The organism is Paenibacillus fonticola DSM 21315, from assembly GCF_000381905.1.
Classification (GTDB): domain Bacteria; phylum Bacillota; class Bacilli; order Paenibacillales; family Paenibacillaceae; genus Fontibacillus; species Fontibacillus fonticola.
Genome location: NZ_KB907282.1, coordinates 1 through 16,498 on the forward strand (window position 1 = coordinate 1; position 16,498 = coordinate 16,498).

The 16,498-nt window shown below is 50.0% G+C and carries 13 protein-coding genes; 7 read left to right on the forward strand and 6 right to left on the reverse strand.

Features of this window, described 5'->3' with window-relative positions; translation table 11 throughout:
• Positions 1-574 precede the first annotated feature (574 nt).
• Positions 575-1,282: a MerR family transcriptional regulator gene (locus G358_RS0126360; protein WP_019640263.1), complete on the reverse strand. Its 708-nt coding sequence runs from the start codon at positions 1,280-1,282 to the stop codon at positions 575-577.
• 181 nt (positions 1,283-1,463) lie between these two features.
• Between G358_RS0126360 and G358_RS0126365 the strand changes: the two genes are divergently transcribed.
• The 7 genes from G358_RS0126365 to G358_RS0126400 all read left to right on the forward strand — a co-directional run bounded on the left by G358_RS0126365 (position 1,464) and on the right by G358_RS0126400 (position 10,946).
• Positions 1,464-2,234 carry a bleomycin resistance protein gene (locus tag G358_RS0126365; protein ID WP_019640264.1) on the forward strand — a complete coding sequence of 257 codons (771 nt, stop codon included), beginning with the start codon at positions 1,464-1,466 and terminating at the stop codon, positions 2,232-2,234.
• Between the two features lie 181 nt (positions 2,235-2,415).
• Positions 2,416-4,872, forward strand: a complete 2,457-nt coding sequence (locus G358_RS0126370; RefSeq protein WP_019640265.1) for an ATP-binding cassette domain-containing protein — start codon at positions 2,416-2,418, stop codon at positions 4,870-4,872.
• A 480-nt stretch (positions 4,873-5,352) separates the two neighbouring features.
• Positions 5,353-7,230, forward strand: coding sequence for a sialate O-acetylesterase (locus G358_RS0126380; protein ID WP_019640267.1), 1,878 nt, complete (start codon positions 5,353-5,355; stop codon positions 7,228-7,230).
• A gap of 710 nt (positions 7,231-7,940) precedes the next feature.
• Entirely contained in the window at positions 7,941-9,173 is a 1,233-nt protein-coding gene (locus tag G358_RS0126385) for a hypothetical protein (RefSeq protein WP_019640268.1), read from the forward strand.
• 144 nt (positions 9,174-9,317) lie between these two features.
• On the forward strand, positions 9,318-9,692 hold the full coding sequence (locus G358_RS30935; protein WP_019640269.1) for a DUF2812 domain-containing protein: 375 nt from the start codon (positions 9,318-9,320) through the stop codon (positions 9,690-9,692).
• Between the two features lie 59 nt (positions 9,693-9,751).
• Positions 9,752-10,087 (forward strand): DUF3139 domain-containing protein, encoded by a 336-nt coding sequence (locus tag G358_RS0126395; RefSeq protein ID WP_019640270.1) that lies wholly within the window; start codon positions 9,752-9,754, stop codon positions 10,085-10,087.
• Between the two features lie 169 nt (positions 10,088-10,256).
• A complete protein-coding gene (locus tag G358_RS0126400; RefSeq protein WP_019640271.1) occupies positions 10,257-10,946 on the forward strand; it encodes a hypothetical protein in 690 nt (229 codons plus the stop codon).
• A 124-nt stretch (positions 10,947-11,070) separates the two neighbouring features.
• On the opposite strand, the gene G358_RS0126405 is transcribed toward G358_RS0126400, so the two are convergent.
• The 5 genes from G358_RS0126405 to G358_RS0126425 are packed head-to-tail and all read right to left on the reverse strand — an operon-like array spanning position 11,071 to position 16,446.
• Positions 11,071-12,531, reverse strand: coding sequence for a glycoside hydrolase family 1 protein (locus G358_RS0126405; RefSeq protein ID WP_019640272.1), 1,461 nt, complete (start codon positions 12,529-12,531; stop codon positions 11,071-11,073).
• 30 nt (positions 12,532-12,561) lie between these two features.
• Positions 12,562-13,860, reverse strand: coding sequence for a PTS sugar transporter subunit IIC (locus G358_RS0126410; RefSeq protein ID WP_019640273.1), 1,299 nt, complete (start codon positions 13,858-13,860; stop codon positions 12,562-12,564).
• Entirely contained in the window at positions 13,861-14,169 is a 309-nt protein-coding gene (locus G358_RS0126415) for a PTS sugar transporter subunit IIB (RefSeq protein WP_019640274.1), read from the reverse strand.
• A complete protein-coding gene (locus tag G358_RS0126420; RefSeq protein ID WP_019640275.1) occupies positions 14,170-14,508 on the reverse strand; it encodes a PTS lactose/cellobiose transporter subunit IIA in 339 nt (112 codons plus the stop codon).
• A gap of 15 nt (positions 14,509-14,523) precedes the next feature.
• A complete protein-coding gene (locus G358_RS0126425; protein WP_019640276.1) occupies positions 14,524-16,446 on the reverse strand; it encodes a BglG family transcription antiterminator in 1,923 nt (640 codons plus the stop codon).
• Positions 16,447-16,498 lie beyond the last annotated feature (52 nt).

The following is a 16,498-nucleotide window of genomic DNA, read 5'->3' on the forward strand; positions in this document are numbered from 1 at the left end:
TTCCCCGGTTGAATCCGCAATGGCCACCGAAATTTTTTCTTTGGATACATCTAAACCGACGAATTTTGTGATAGACTGCATAGTATCAGCTCTCCTTTGCTATGTAGCTCTGAAATGGTTGATCTTTCCACTTTCCATTTTAACCTACGAGATGTAGCAATGTGGAGGGCTGTCTGTTTATCGTTCATCATAGCTAGAATTAAACAACAGTCGGTAATATCTAAATCCAATCTTTGCAAGGAATTACATCCTCCAAAACCGAAGTTAACGACGTGGTTACCCAGCGTGACTGCGTGGCCATTCGTAAATACGTAGTATAGGATTCAGAAGTATAGGATGCAGAAATCTGTAAATATTCTGCAGGGTGAAGGACAATATAGACATTATTTTCAGGCCTAGGGCTTTCACTGTAATTTTCGGGCAATTAAATCCCTCCACCCGCATATAGCGGGTCGTTTTTTGTTTCGCGCGTTTCACGCACTCAACTGGCTAAAGCCTAAATAAAAAGCTCGAAGCCCCGATCAAGACTGGGGCTTCGAGTTTACAAACCGATATGGATGATCCGAAGAAGCTGCTACCCGCCGTTTCGTTTGAGCAGCTCAATGAGCTTATAGAGATCATGCGCGCCGCGAAGCTGTTGTTCGATTTGCACATTCATATAGGCCAATGAATCCATGGTGATTCTTCGAACCTCCGACAGGCTTTGCTGATTGATCTTCTCCATGATCCCGCGGACCGTCTCCAGCAAGTAAACCGAGGACTGTACGGTTCTAATAATTAATAACCGGCGGATATCGTCGCGATGATATCGCCGATAACCGCTCTCGGGATCGCGGTCAGGGGCAATCAAGCCCTCCTTCTCCCAGTGCCGTAGCGTTGTAGCAGGCACACCGATTTCCTTCGCGACTTCCCCGATGGTATACCACGGCTTTTTCCGGCTGGCAAGGAAGCTCGCCATTTGATCCGGCTTTAAGATCTCCAATGCCTGCAGGGCTTGCTGTTTCTTCTGATACAGCTCGGCCTGCACCCGGTTGATCTCCCACAACGCTTCCGTATATTTTTTCTGCTGAAGCATCGGCATCACCTTCCGCACCAAGGCCATGCCAAATCCCGGATACATCGCCCGGATACACTTAAAATACGCCTCATGTTCTTCCGTATAAATGCGATAGCCATTGGTCCCCCGCTGAGGAGGCGGAACAATCCCCCAAGCTTCGTAATGCCGCAATGCACTCGTACCGACATCTAATTTCCTGGCAATTTCAATGGGTTTAAGTTTCATACAGTCATCTCCCCATACGGCGAAAGGTTAAATTAAAACATTAGAGTAATGTGACGGCCTATAATCTTGTTGCGACCTTGACTGGTTATTCTACAAAGCATCATAAACCAAAACCTTCACACTTGCACGAATGTTGTAATATCGAGTTAGATTCAACGATTTCACTAGGAGGTTGTTTGAAATGACGGAGCAAATGTCTGGAAAGATCATCCCGATCCTGCCCTGCAGGTCCGTAAATGAACAGCTTGATTTCTACCAATCGTTAGGCTTTGAAATGACGTATAAGCAGGCCAGGCCGAACCAATATGCTTGCGTGCGCCATCCAATAGCAGAATTGCACTTTTTTGTGCTTAAACAATTGGACCCCGCGAAGAATTACAGCATGTGTTACATACATGTGGCTGATGTGGATGCTGTCTACGAAACTTTCTGCGAATCGTTAAAAAGGAACACGAACCGCATTCCGGCTAGAGGTTATCCAAAAATAACGAAGCCGAATAACCTTGCGGAGGATCGCAGGTTTATTCTCGTCGATCCATCGGGAAATCGCTTGCTCATTGGCACAAAGCATGCTGCGCCCCAATCCGTGGCCGGGCCTGACGACACAGTGCAAGCTTCAAAATTTAGAAATGCATTTGAAACGGCGTACAAATTGGCCTATGCCAAGGATGATCCTGCGCATGCTGCCAAGGTTTTGGATTCGGTGCTGCCAGGAATGGAAGAGGTGCCGCTTCCCCTTAGGTACAGAGCCGGAATATTGCGGGCGGATATTGCGCATTTACTGGATGAGAATGAAGCCGCACTGTCACTCATGGATGAAGTTAGCCAAATCAGCCTGTCCCAGTTGAGTCTGTCTGCAGAGGAACATTTTCTGGTGCAGGAGGCGGACAAGCGCTTGGAGGAGCTGAAAGCAGCACTGCTGGCAGATCAAAGGCTGCAGCGACCGGAATAGCTTAAGCGCCATCCCTTCCCAACTGGGGACAGCCTAGCTTCACTTAAAACCTTAAAGTAGCGTGGACAGCTTTTGTTCCTGATTACACCGCTGCATACAGCAGCCGCTTCTTAAACCTTCACACTTGCACGAATGTTGTAGTATCGAAGTAAGTTGAGAAATTTTTCGAGGAGGAGATCGTTTGCGTAACGAGATACTTATTAAGGGTGCGAGGGAGCATAATTTGCGCAATATTTCCTTGTCCATCCCTAAGAGCAAGCTGGTTGTACTGACAGGTCCATCCGGATCGGGCAAATCCACCTTAGCGATCGACACTTTATTCCGGGAATGCCAACGGCAGTATCTGGAATCGATGGGCATGCAGGGGATCAATAAACCGAAGATGGACTCCATCGTCGGCCTATCTCCGGCCATCAGCGTCAGCCAGCATGTGACCAATCGCAATCCGCGTTCCACCGTAGGCACAGTCACCGATATGTACACGAGCTTGCGCATGATTTTTGAGAAGCTGGGGAAGCGGCCTTGTCCGAATTGCCATCAGGAGATTCTGCCAACGCTGAACCAGGAGGACATTGAGAAAGAAGCGGGCAGCTTCAAGGAGTTTATTAAGTGCCCCCATTGTCAGCATCGGATGGAGAAGCTGACGCGCACCCATTTTTCCTACAATACGATAGAAGGCGCATGTCCGACCTGCAAGGGGCTAGGCGAGGTGGTGCAAATTCATGAGGCGTCCGTCTTTCATCCAGAGAATTCGATTGAAGATGGCGCTGTTGATCTCTGGAAGGGGCGGTATGCGGATTATCAGGTGTCGATTGTCAAGACGGCCATGAAGCACTACGGCGTACCGATCGAGGACGGTCTCCTCTTGAAGGACTACAGCCTGGCGCAACAAGCGATCCTGTACTATGGCGTGGAAAGTCAGGAAGTGAAGCAATGGTTTCCTCATATCGCTCCTCCGAAGACGGTAGGCGATGGAAAGTTTGAAGGCGTACTGACGGGCATGTGGCGGCGCTTCTCTGAGAAGTCAGGCGCATCGGCAGAGGCAGAATCGTACTTTTATTCGCAGCAATGCCATGACTGTCAGGGCAGCCGGTTAAATGAAATCAGCAGAACCGTTACGGTTGCGGGTACGACGATCCCCCAGCTTGTCCATCATTCCCTGGAGGAAATGCTGGATTGGGTGAAGCGGGTCGAGTTATCGCTGGATCACGATTCCCTGCTGCAGGTAGAGACGTTCACTCTGGATATGGCCACCAAGCTCAATCGATTGATCCGCACCGGGCTGGGGTATCTGACCTTAGACCGCCAGACGGTCAGCCTCTCCGGCGGCGAAGCCCAGCGCATCCGGCTAGCCTCCATCCTGGATTCGGCCTTGACCGGCGTGCTGTATATTTTGGATGAGCCTACGGCAGGCCTCCATCCGCGAGATACTTTGGGCTTAGTTAGCGTAATGAAGGATTTACGGGATCTGGGGAATACCGTCCTTGTCATCGAGCATGATGTCGATGTGATGAGAGAGGCGGATTATATTATCGATATGGGGCCGGGAGCGGGAACTTATGGCGGAATGGTCATCGGCGAGGGAACGCTGTCCGAGCTCGTCCACCAAGAACAATCCATCACCGGCCAATACTTGCGCTATGAACCTGCAGCAAGAAGAAATGTGCGCCAAGGTACGGGACAAGCGATTGTCGTGCATCGGGCTAGCCTTCATAATTTGCAGGATGTGACGGTGTCCTTTCCGGTCGGCTGTTTAATTGCGGTGACGGGAGTTTCAGGCTCTGGAAAATCCACGCTCGTGTTCGATGTGCTGGCGAAGGGAAATGACAAGATCCATGAAGGCTTTGAGCGGGTGGACGGCTTGGAGTACTTCGGCCAAATGGTGACCGTCGGACAATCGCCACTCAGCAGGATGAAGCGTTCGAATGTCGCAACGTATACAGAGGTATTCACCGAAATCCGCAATGCCTTCGCGCAACGGAAGGAAGCCAAGCAGCGGAAGCTGACGGCCAAGCATTTCTCCTTCAATACGGAGGGCGGACGCTGCGAGAATTGTCAGGGGCTCGGGTATGTCCCGATGAACATGCTGTTTTTCCCGGAATTGGAGGTGACATGTCCGGTCTGCCATGGACAGCGCTTCAAGCAGGAGGTACTGGCCGTTCAATATAACGGGTATTCCATCAATCAAATTCTGGAGAGCTCGGTACAGGATAGCTTGGATATTTTTAAGGAGGAAGGGAAAATCCGTTCAATCCTTGCATTGCTGGTGGAGATTGGCTTGGGCTATTTGAAATTGGGGCAGTCGCTGACCACGCTCTCCGGCGGGGAAGGACAGCGGTTGAAGCTGGCGAAGGAGCTGATGAGGACAACGCAGACCAGCACCCTTTACTTATTAGACGAGCCGACGACAGGGCTGCATCCGAGTGATGTGAAGCAATTATCCAAGCTGCTGGATCGCCTCGTCGATGCAGGAAATACCGTAATTATTGTCGAGCATAACAGCGAGCTGATCAGAACTGCGGACTGGATCGTTGATCTAGGCCCGGAAGGGGGACGGCAGGGCGGTCATGTCATCGCAGAAGGGACACCAGAAGCGGTCATGAAGCATGCGAGCTCGCATACCGGACGGTATTTATGATCATCTAAGGCAAGTTCTCTGCACTGGCAGTTATGAGAAGACGCGGTAGGCCAGCGGATCGGATCGCCCTATGCGCTCGAAGGTTCGCTCCGGCGAGGGGCATCTGGTGCATAGCGGACCGATGTTCGCAAGGATAGAGCATAGCGGGACGCGCTAATCCTCCATTTAGGCCAGGTCGGCACCGGGTGACCGTGCGTGTATGCGGCGAGCAGACTGTGCGGGCCAGAGCTTAAGTGACAAGGGGGTTGAGGTATGCGGCTGGACGGCCGCTTCCTTGCCGTGCAGGCGGTCATTTCTGGCGATGCTGTGATCGTCTGGTATAAGGAGATCTATGAACTGAAAATTTTAGGGTTTAACCTATAAAATGAGCTGTTTCCACAAGGCTATGAATGAAGTAAGATCAAATCAAGCGTTCCTATAGAAGTTTGTTTATGGAAAAATACCTATGAAAAGGTGCTAGTGGAAGGAGAGCGGTCAACGATGAAGCTGCATAGCATGCTCAGCGACGGGATGGTGCTGCAAAGAAACATTCATGCGCCGATCTGGGGAAGGGCTGAGAGCGGCGAGGAGATCAAGATTTCGTTTCTTGGTAAAAAATACAGCACATCGGCGGATGCCGCCGGGCAATGGCGGATCGTGCTGGAGAAGCTGAAACCGGGCGGCCCGCATGAAATGAGGATATCGTCAGGTCAAGAGGAACTGATCATTCGCGACATTCTGATTGGCGATGTTTGGGTGCTTGGCGGACAATCCAATATGGAGCTGCCGGTCCGGCGAACGTTGGATCTGCTCGCGGAGGAAGTGGCAAGCATTAACCTGCCGCTAATCCGCCAGTTTGCGGTGCCGCAAACGTACAATTTCCACGCGCCGCAGCAGGAGCTATCGGGAGGGCGGTGGATCGCGGCAACCCCGGAGGAGGTGCTGAATTTTAGCGCGGCGGGATTTTTTTGTGCCCAGGAATTGTTTGATCAATACCAAGTGCCCATTGGACTCGTGCAAACTGCGGTGGGCGGGACGCCAATCGAGGCCTGGATGAGTGAGGCGACGCTTAGAGATGTCGGCGGGTATGAGGCCGATCTGGAGCAGTGCAAGGATGAGGGCTATATCCAGGAAACGATGCGCAGGGACGAAGAGCGCAACAGTCAATGGTACAGCCAACTGAACGATACGGACCTGGGGCTGCAGGAAGGCTGGTTCCATAACTCATACGACAGTAGCACAGCGGATTGGGGAGAGATCGAGGTTCCGGGCTCCTGGGCGGGGAGCAGGCTGGCGCCTGTGCGCGGCACGGTTTGGCTCCGGAAGGAAATCGATGTACCCGCCTCCATGCTGGAGGGCGAGGTCATGCTGAAGCTGGGGACGATTATTGATGCGGACGATACGTATATTAACGGCATATGCATCGGCAATACCGGTTATATGTATCCGCCGAGACGCTATTCGGTCCCTAAGGGGTTATTGAAGCCAGGCCGCAATACGATTGTCGTTCGCGTGATCAGCAGCCACAATACCGGGAGCTTCGTGCCGGACATGCCGTATAAGCTAATCGGCAGCGGAGAAGAGCTCGATTTGCGCGGTGTTTGGCAGTATCGGATTGGTACGAGCACCGAGGAACTGGCGCCGAGTACTTTTTTTCAGTATAAACCTTCCGGCGTCTTTAACAGCATGATTGCTCCTTTGCGGGAATTTCCTGTTAAGGGCATCCTTTGGTATCAAGGTGAATCCAACAGTGGACGGCCGGCGGGATATCGCGGCTTATTCGCGGCTTTGGTGCGGGATTGGCGGCGGAATTGGGGGGACGGCGACCTTCCGTTTATTTATGTACAGCTTGCCAACTTTGGCGAAGCGGACGACACTCAAGTGAATTGGGCGGAGCTGCGGGAGGAGCAGCGCAGAAGCTTGGAGGTACCCCGTACCGCAATGGCGGTCACCATCGATGTCGGGGAATATAACGATCTGCACCCGCAGGATAAAAAGACGGTGGGTCAGCGGCTGGCGTTATGCGCCAGAAAGCTCGCCTACGGCGAGGAGCAGCTGGTACATAGCGGACCGATGTTCAAAGGGGTGGAGCACCGGGGAAATACGCTGGTTCTCCATTTCGATCATATCGGCAGTGGGCTGGTCGTGCGCGGGGGCGGCGGCAAACTTCACGGATTTGCCGTGTGCGGGCCGGACGGCCGTTTCTGCCCGGCGCAGGCGGTCATTTCCGGTGACACCGTGATCGTCCGGCATGAGGAGATTTCGCAGCCTGTCCATGCGAGGTATGCATGGGCGAACAATCCCGCCGGGGTTAATTTGTACAACCGGGAGGGGCTTCCGGCGTCACCGTTTAGTACGAGCGGGTTGGACCCGAGATAGGCAGCTGGGGAATAGCATGTTGCTGCAGAAATTGCTTTGTTTCTTGCTTGGAAGGCCGAGTGCCCGGTGACTATGTACCCACTGTTACCAGGTACTCGCTCAGCAACATATCAGCAGCATTGGGATGATCCCAGTGACTTATTGATCCTAACGGACATACGGTCCGCTATTTCGCCGAATTCGTGCGGTTTCACAGCCTAACGGACACAGAGGGCGCTATTTGGCCCTAAATGCCCTGATTCAGCCAAATTTCAGTTCCATAGCGGAACCAGGGTCCGTTAGCGCAACAAAATTCGCGTAATTGGGCAAATAGCGGAACGACGGTCCGTTAGCCCTACCAACAGCTGTCGGGCAGAAATCCATCCGCTCTCATGCAGAAGCTCAACAGCTGTCAGGCAGAAATCCATCCGTACTCACCAAGAACTCAGCAGCCTTTCAGAAACTCAACCACATCTCAACAATCATCTCAATAACATCTCAACCACATCACAACCACATCTCAGCCACATCACAACCACATCACAACCACATCCCAACAATCATCCCAACCACATCACGACCGCCTTTCAACATCCTTTCAGCAGCCTCATCCCCGTATGCCAAATTAAGCTTCGCTCATTACATCGTAATAGATTAAAATAGGGACAGGAAACTCTGATACAGTATTTTACGTAGAATGAATATATCGGCATTTAGAAGGAGGACGCTCCATGACGGAAGAGCTGCGCTTGAATGAATATAAAGAGCGGATCAAGGCTGCCATTCGATCCAATTCGGACCGGGGGTTTGTGAATTATAGCGGCTGTATTCGCCTGAGTATGGAAATGATGTCAATAGTTGAACAGGCCGAAGCCGGAGCACAGAGAGACCCTGTACTTGCTTTCGATATTGTGATCATGGTAATCAACGAAGTAATGAAGCTGATTTCCCATACCGACGATTCATCAGGATCGTTGGGGGAGGCGATCAGGGACAGCATGAGGGTCATTGACGAGTTCTGTCAATCGATTGATGAGTCGAATCGCAAATATTTCTTTGACACAATCATCAAGACGGCGAAGCGAAAAGCAATGAAGGAGTGGCCGGATTTTGGCTATGGCCTGCTGCAATCTGTGGTCCATTTAATTCATGAGAAGAAGCAGGTAAGAAAGGTGAGTGAAGTGTTTGAAGCACTCGGCACGCTATACAGCGGTTCAAAATATCCGGAGGAGTATGTGATTACCTATAAAATCACAAATCGGCTGGAAGGTCCTGAAGCGGCTGACCAGTATCTTATGACGCACATCAAAGTGCCCGAACTTAGATGCATTGCCGTAGAGAAGGCACTGGAGGAGAAAAACTATGCCTCGGCGGAGGAACTCTGTATTACAGCGAAGAGTATAGAAGAGCAAGGGTTTAACCGTAATCTGAAGTGGGATCATTACCTGGAGAGAATATACTCGGAAACCTCCAACCAGACGAAGCTGATTGAGGTTGTATACGGCATTTTAGCTCAGGGGGACACGTCTTATTATCCGAAGCTTCAGCAGTTGTATGACGCCGAGGGAACTTGGGAGCAGCAAAAGGAGCCGCTGCTGCAGAAGCTGTCTGTCACGCTGTCTGACCATTACTATGCTTCTGTACTTCATCAGGCAGATGAATTTGAAAAATTGCTTGAACTCCTGAGCCGGGACAACAGTTTAATTATGAGTTATGGCCAGCAGGTGGCGAAGAGGTATCCCGACGAAATGTATCCTATCTACGAAGCCTATATTTTAGATCAGGCGCAGCATGCGACGGATCGAAGAAAGTACAGGGAAACCTGCAGGTTCCTCAAAAAATATTATGATGCGGGCGCGAAACAAGAAAGTGTACAGCTTATCGATCGTTTGAGTGCGATGTATCCACGTCGTTCAGCCATGTTGGACGAGCTAAGCAAGCTTAAAGGGAAGCTGGAGAAGTGAAGATCGGGGGCAACCCCTTCCTCGCCCCTTCCTGTTTACGACCGTCCTTTTTATGACATTTCCCCCAGTTCATTTCTTATTTAAATTATATAATGATTAGTAATGGTTGAGGAAAAAAAGGTATGGGGTTGGGAGGATGGAACGATGACTAAAAAAGTGTTCAGGTACTTTATAAGTTTAGACAAACTGGAAAAATGGCTTAACTCGATGTCCGCGAACGGCTGGAGGCTCATGAAGACGGATTTATTTACCTACACCTTCGAACAAAGCAAGCCTTCAAACTACATATACCGTACCGAGTTTGTCGGGGACAAAACTAAGAAAGAACTGGACGACTACAAACAATTTCTCAGGCAAAATCAAACGGCTTTTTTTACAAAAGGCAGGAATTTAGGCAAGCTGTCTTTCGGGAGCATAAGGTGGCGCCCTTATGGCAGAAAATGGGGAGTTATCGCCACTTCCCCCGGTACGATGAATTCGGAAATTCTGATCATAGAGCAGGAAAATCACGAATCGTAGCGGTGAATCGCCTATTTTCCGCGGCAAGGATCGAGGGCAGGGGGGCACTGGAAAAGTCTATGACGAGAAAAGGCATAATTATATTTTTGTTGGTAATTTTTCTTGTTTGGGGTGCTGGATTTGGGGCTTGCAGCTGGAAAAAAGGTTCATTAGAAAGTGAAGTTAGAAATTATTTATTCAAGCAGGGTTACAAGAATGAGGAAATTCAGAGTATACATACTAGAGTTGGGAAAGCTCCTGTTTTTTCGATAGAAGTTATTTTTGTTGATGAACCTCAGACAGTTTATTACTACAGAAAAAGTGACGGTAAAATAATACAATATGGGGCTCCAACGGATATGGAAGGCAGGAATACTGCCGAAGATGAAATTTTTATACATCGAGAGGATAATTAACTTTTTCTCTCCAATCCATTCAGCTCTTCCAACTCTATTTTTTGTGGGCCAAATTACCATTTCTAACGATATATCGAAACATTTGGTGGAAATTATGCGTTTAACTGGATATGGCTTTCGTGAACCTTTAACTTTCGTGAGCCTTTAAGATGGATGGGGTGGAGCGAGGATGAGGAAGTCGATTTTCATAGCAGCTCTGGCTGCGGTATGCTTATTGTCGGCCTGCCAGAAGGAGAGTAAGGAAGCGGGGGGCTTGAATTCAGCTTCCGGTAATGCCAATAACAGCTCTGCGGTAGATATACAGCAGCAAAATGCGGCGGGGCAGCACAATTCGGAGGAACAGCAAGATTCTGGACAAGAAAATCCAGCAGGGCAGCAAAACTCGGAGCAGCCGAGTCCAAGTGAAAACAGTCCCGCAGCGCAGGCAGAAAGTCTCTTTGAGCTGCAGTCATACGACGGTACAGCCGAGATCACTTTGGAATGGGGAGACCAGCAGTCGCTTGCCCGCTTTAACAAAGACCCGTTAATGCCTTTCGGGCTGTATGTTCCTGAGCAAATGGAGGTTTATGAATTTGAGGACGGGAATAGATGGGGGTATGACGGGGATAAGCATCACATTTCGATTAATAAATATGACGAAATTTTTCTCCCAGATTTAACGTTACAGAACGAGCAGCTGCAGAAGTATGAGGAATATGCAGGTTCGAAGCAAGAAGGTACGGTGATTACGGATAGCTTTGTGATGGAAAAGGATAACAAAAAATACTTCGTTGACTTTGTTTACTTCGAAACTGAACAAGATAAAGCCCTTCCCATGTTCGTGGAAGTAGCGAGGAACATCCGGTATGTATCGAAATAAAGCAGTACAGCAGCAGCCACAATCCCTTGCAGCAAATGCAGCCGTTAAGCGGCAGAGGCGGCAGAGATGAAAAGCAGCCCCCATACCGAAAAGTATGGGGGCTGCCCGCTCTTAACATCGTCTCTTAATCGTTATCAAGATTCGCGCCACAGGATGCAATGACTTTTTTATACCAGTAAAAGCTCTTCTTTGGGGTTCGCTTGAGTGAACCTTTACCTTCGTCGTCCTGATCGACATATATGAATCCATATCGTTTTCTCATCTCGGAGGTAGAGGCGGAGATCAGGTCGATGCAGCCCCAACTTGTATAGCCCCAGAGCTCTACGCCATCCTTGATCGCCTCGCCCATCTGTTCGATATGCCGGGCAAAGTATTCGATCCGGTAGTCGTCCTGGATGCTGCCGTCATCTTCAACACGGTCGATTGCCCCCAGCCCGTTCTCCACGACGAACAATGGGATTTGGTAGCGATCATACATTTCCTTTAGTACGATGCGTAATCCTACAGGGTCAATTTGCCAGCCCCATTCCGAGGACTTGAGATGAGGATTCGCAAGCCCGCCGGACAGGTTGCCGGAAGCTTGCGCAGCTTCAGCGGGATTGGCGCTAGCGGTCACAGACATGTAGTAGCTGAACGCCAAGTAATCGACGAGATTCTCTTTTAGAATGGACTCATCTTCCGGATGCATCTCAATCGTCACGCCGTGCTCCTGCCAGTGCCGCCGGATAAAGGAAGGATAGCTGCCCCGCACTTGCACATCCGTGCAGAACTGGGCCATTTGATTCTCTTCCTGAGCCTGCAGCACATCCAATGGATGGCAGGTATAAGGATAGATCAGTTTTCTTGCCAGCATACAGCCGATTTTTGCATTGCTGTCGATTTGCCGTAATTTTTGGACGGCCAAGGCACTGGCTACAAATTGATGATGCAGCGCCTGGAAGGCGGTCTGTTTAGGGTTAGGCTCTTCCTCTATAATGACTCCGGCTCCGAGAAATGGCGCCTTCAGGGTACAATTGATTTCATTGAAGGTAAGCCAGTACTTGACCTTGCCCTTGTAGCGAGTAAACAAGACTTCAGCATACCGGACAAATAGTTCGATCAGTTCTCTTGACGCCCAGCCGTTATAGCGGCGGACCAATTCGACCGGTATTTCGTAATGAGAGATGGTGACCAGCGGCTCCATGCCATGCTTCAGCAGTTCATCAAATACCCGATCGTAAAATTCAAGCCCCGCTTCGTTGGGAGTGCTGTCATCGCCATTTGGAAAAATACGAGGCCAGGAAATGGACAGCCGGAACACTTTGAAGCCCATTTCTGCAAACAGCGCGATATCCTCCTTATACCGGTGATAGAAATCGATTCCCCGCCGTTTGGGATAATTGCCTTTCGTATCCTTGATGGCTTCCTCCAGCCTGGAGCGTGACATGCCGAGCAATTCATCGAGGCTTCCGCGCTCTGCCGGAGGAACATATCGGACAACATCGGCCGTCGATAGGCCTTTGCCATCGATATTATAAGCGCCTTCGATTTGGTTGGCCGCAACGGCGCCACCCCATAAGAAATCCTTCGGAAATACAGTTTCCATATTGTTGTTCACCGCCTTGAAAGTAGAATTCTAGGCCTGCGCTTGCACCGCCTGCTCCTTCGATTCAACTGCTTGCTCCTCCACCAGCGCTTCGGCATCCGCCTTCTTGAAGAACGGATAATACATAGCGATACTGATGGCAATCAGAAGGATTTGGAAAAGTCCGACACGCCAGCCGCCGGTCATCCAGCCATTGAAGATGATTGGAATACCGAGCGGAACCTGTACGCCGTTAAGCACGGGCAGGATGTCTATAGCAGTCAGTAGAATAGCAAGACCGCTCGTGATGATTGGCGTTACGATAAACGGAATCATCAGGCGCAGGTTCAGAACTAGCGGCAGCCCGAAGATGACAGGCTCATTTACGCCGATAAAGCTTGGAATGATGGCCAGACGGCCTAACGTCTTATAACGCTTGGATTTTGCAAACAGCATGGAGATCACAAGTCCCAGCGTTGCTCCCGCACCACCGACAAGCACATATACCGGGAAGAAGGGTGATCCGACGATGTTGGTGCCTTCAAGGCCCTGCTGGTAGGCTTCGAGATTCTCCAGTCCGAGCGTCACCCAAATCGGGCCAACAACCGAATAGACCACCAGTGTTCCATGCACACCAAAGAACCATAGTAAATGAATAACGAACACGCAGATCAGCATCGCCCACCAGCTTCCACCCAGGCTCGTTAAAGGAGTCTGAATGATATTGAAGACGAACTCGTGCATATTTTCGTATGGCGTCGCCCGGAAAATCGCTGCAATAATAAGCAGCAGAATCGCTATCAGGAAGCCTGGCGTAAGGGCGGCAAAAGATTTTTCCACGGTCGGAGGAACGCCCTTGGGCATTTTGATATACAATTTCTTCTCCAGTACGAAATTGTATACTGTACCGACGATCAGAGCGATAATAATAGCGACGAACAGCCCCTTAGCTCCCAGCCAGGAATATCCAAGCGCGGCTGTAGCGCCGTCCTCCAGCACACCTTTAGGAGTAACGAGAAAGAAGCCCATAAGTGCGAGAATCCCTGCCGAGAAGCCTTGCTGCTTCTTCTGCGTTGCAAAATTATATGCAATGGAGAAGGTAGCATAAATGGCTATCAGGTCGGTCGTCACTGTCATCGGCATGGAAGTAAGCGCCTTCAGTCCAGTGTTGGTTAGAAAATTCTGATAAGCTTCAATTCTGAGTGCATTAATTAAGGAGAAAATTGCGCCTAAAATAAGAATAGGCATCAGGGCCATCAGCCCGTTGGAAATCGAGCTGATGTAAATATTCTTCTGAATTTTATTGCTGAATTTCTGAATCTTTCCTCTCCATTCAGACCCCCCTGCCATTTACTTGACCCCCTTCTCCATAAGTTCAAGAGCTGTCGCCAGCACTTTCTCGCCATCCATCATGCCGTAGTCGGACATATCGATAGTCGTAACAGGAATTTGCGGGTAAGCTTCGGCCAGCTCCGCTTCCGCATGACCCATTTGCGGGCCGAGCATAATGATATTGAACGGCGCCTGAGCAGCAATGTCACTCTCGGCGACGGCGTCGATCACCACTTCGATGCTCTGGGCCCGGGCGGCCTCCTTCATTCGTTCTACCAGCATACTTGTCGAGAATCCGCCAGCACAGGCAAGCAATATTTTCTTCATCTAGTTCACCATTCCTTTCAGTTGTTCTTCCAGCGCAAGCCGCGATTTAGTTTCTTCAATTAATTCTACGATTAGCTCCCGAACCGTCAGGGAGTTCATTAAGTGATCCTGCGCGTGAATCATAAGGATGCTGATTTCGTTCTTTTCCCCGCGTCCTTCGGCTTGAATTAGCTTCGTTTGAACTTTATGGGCCTCCTTCAGCTTCTCCTTGGCTTGTTTGAGCAGCTCTTCGGCTTCCTGCAGCTTGCCTTCGCGAGCAATCCGGGCTGCCTTAAGACTCTGACTTCTCGCTTCCCCGCTGCTCGCGATGATTTGCATAATGAATTGTTCGTAGTCCATATGAATCTTCCACTCCTATAATAAATTTTCTATTTGGGTGATGAATTGCTCGTAGCTGGTTACATGAAGCAGCTTATCGCGGATATCTTCCTTCTCCATAATCAGCAGCAGCAGCTTGCTGATTTCCCGGTGGAGGAACAGTTGCCCGGGTCGGAGGTTAATAAGGAAGATGATCTGCACCTGCTTGTCTTCGTAAATAATGGGCTTCTCCAGCAAGGTAACGTTAATGCAGTCCTTCACGGCGCTCATTCGCATTGGATGCGGCCCTGCTACACCGTTTTTATAGATGGTTGTGAATTTATGCTCTCTGGACAGCACCTGCTCGGTGAAATCGGAGGACGCAAACTTCGCGGAGACCACCTCATCGCAGCGCTGAGCAAGCAGCTGTAAATAATCGTCTGGACCGGACAAATGGAACAGCCCTTTGTGAAACAGATCTTTGAAGTCCCTTAGCTTATACGAGGAGTGCACAGGTTGAATTTGCAAGGATATCGTTTCCTTGATCCGCTGTATTTCCTGATCGTCCAGCCACTGCTTGATATGAATGATCGGCTTCTGATAGACCTCCTCATTCTCGAACGGGATCGTGCTCAGGATCAGATCCAGCGGCTGATTCTGAAGCTCGTCCAGCTCTGTGATGGAGGCAGTGATGACGGATGCCTTGGGGAAGATCGACTCCAGCTTTAACCGGATCAGATGGGCGCTTCCTCCGCCCGAAGAGCAAATGACGGCGATCCGTCGGAACTGCTCCAATCTATGCTGCTTCATTCGCTCCAGGTGAGTGGCAAAATGGAGGGCGACGTAGCCCGCCTCGTCCCGGGACATTTTAAAACCATATTGCTCCTCGATGATCTCCGCAAACCGAAAGGAAATGACGAAGACATTGGCATATTCGCTATACACGTCCTCCACCAAAGGATTCTTAAGCTGGAGATTATAGTACAATCGGTTCAGGAGCGGGAACATGTGCATCAACAAGGCTTCGCGAAGCTCATCATCCTGATTGAAACCCGTTAGAAATTCTTTATCCAGTGTTTGGAGAATACGGCTGATGCCGATTCGGAGCTTCGCTTTTTCTTCATCTCCGATATGCTGGGTGATCGTCTTGCCTGACAGGTGAAGAGCTAAATATTCGATCTCATTCTCCGGAAGGCTTATGCCGTATTCTTCATGGATCCAGTCGGCTACGTCCCTGGCGATCGTCTGGTACAGCGGCTCGGGATTTCGCGGCAACAGTTGGTCGGCAATGATCAGGTTATTGCGGGAAACCCGGTATAACAGAATAAATAAGTGGGTCACGATGTTGTTCAGGTAGACATCGGAGATGTCTAGCCCGTTATCCTTTAACAGCTTCAACAGGTGGGCTTTGAGCTTCTTGGCATCGAAGCCCCGGCGAAATTGCTGGAAATCCTCGGACTGCTTCACGGTTTGCCGATTATTTAATATGAAGTGCGAAAAGGCTTTGCGAAAGTTTTGCTCGTCCCCTTCAATTTTCATACCGTAATGGGCTTTGCGGCTTAGCTTCAGGTCAAACGGCTCCAACAGCTGCTCCACTTCCTTCAGATCAGAAATAATGGTGGAACGGCTGATGCCGATTTCATCGGCTAATCGCTCCGTGGATACGAAGGAATCGGTTTGAAACAAATATAAGAGCAGAAAATGCTGCCGCGCCGCTTTATTGTTCAGATCGACCTGATTCCGCTGCTCCTGCAGATCAAGCCTGTAAAATTCAAAACTCGCTTCATCTGTAATTTCTAACTGGTACCCCTGATTGCGGATCATCCGAATGCGAAACCCGTGCTTCTCCCCAAGCTTGTTCAGACTGCGGATCAGCTCTCGGATCGTTCTCTCCGCAAGCGTAAGCTGGCGGGTCAACTCGTTCATCTTAACCGGGAGTGGGCTGCCGGTAAGAAGGTCTATGATCTTTCGCTCCCTCATGGTTAATCCCTCATTTACGATACTAGTATCATGTAAAGCAACTCAGCTGATT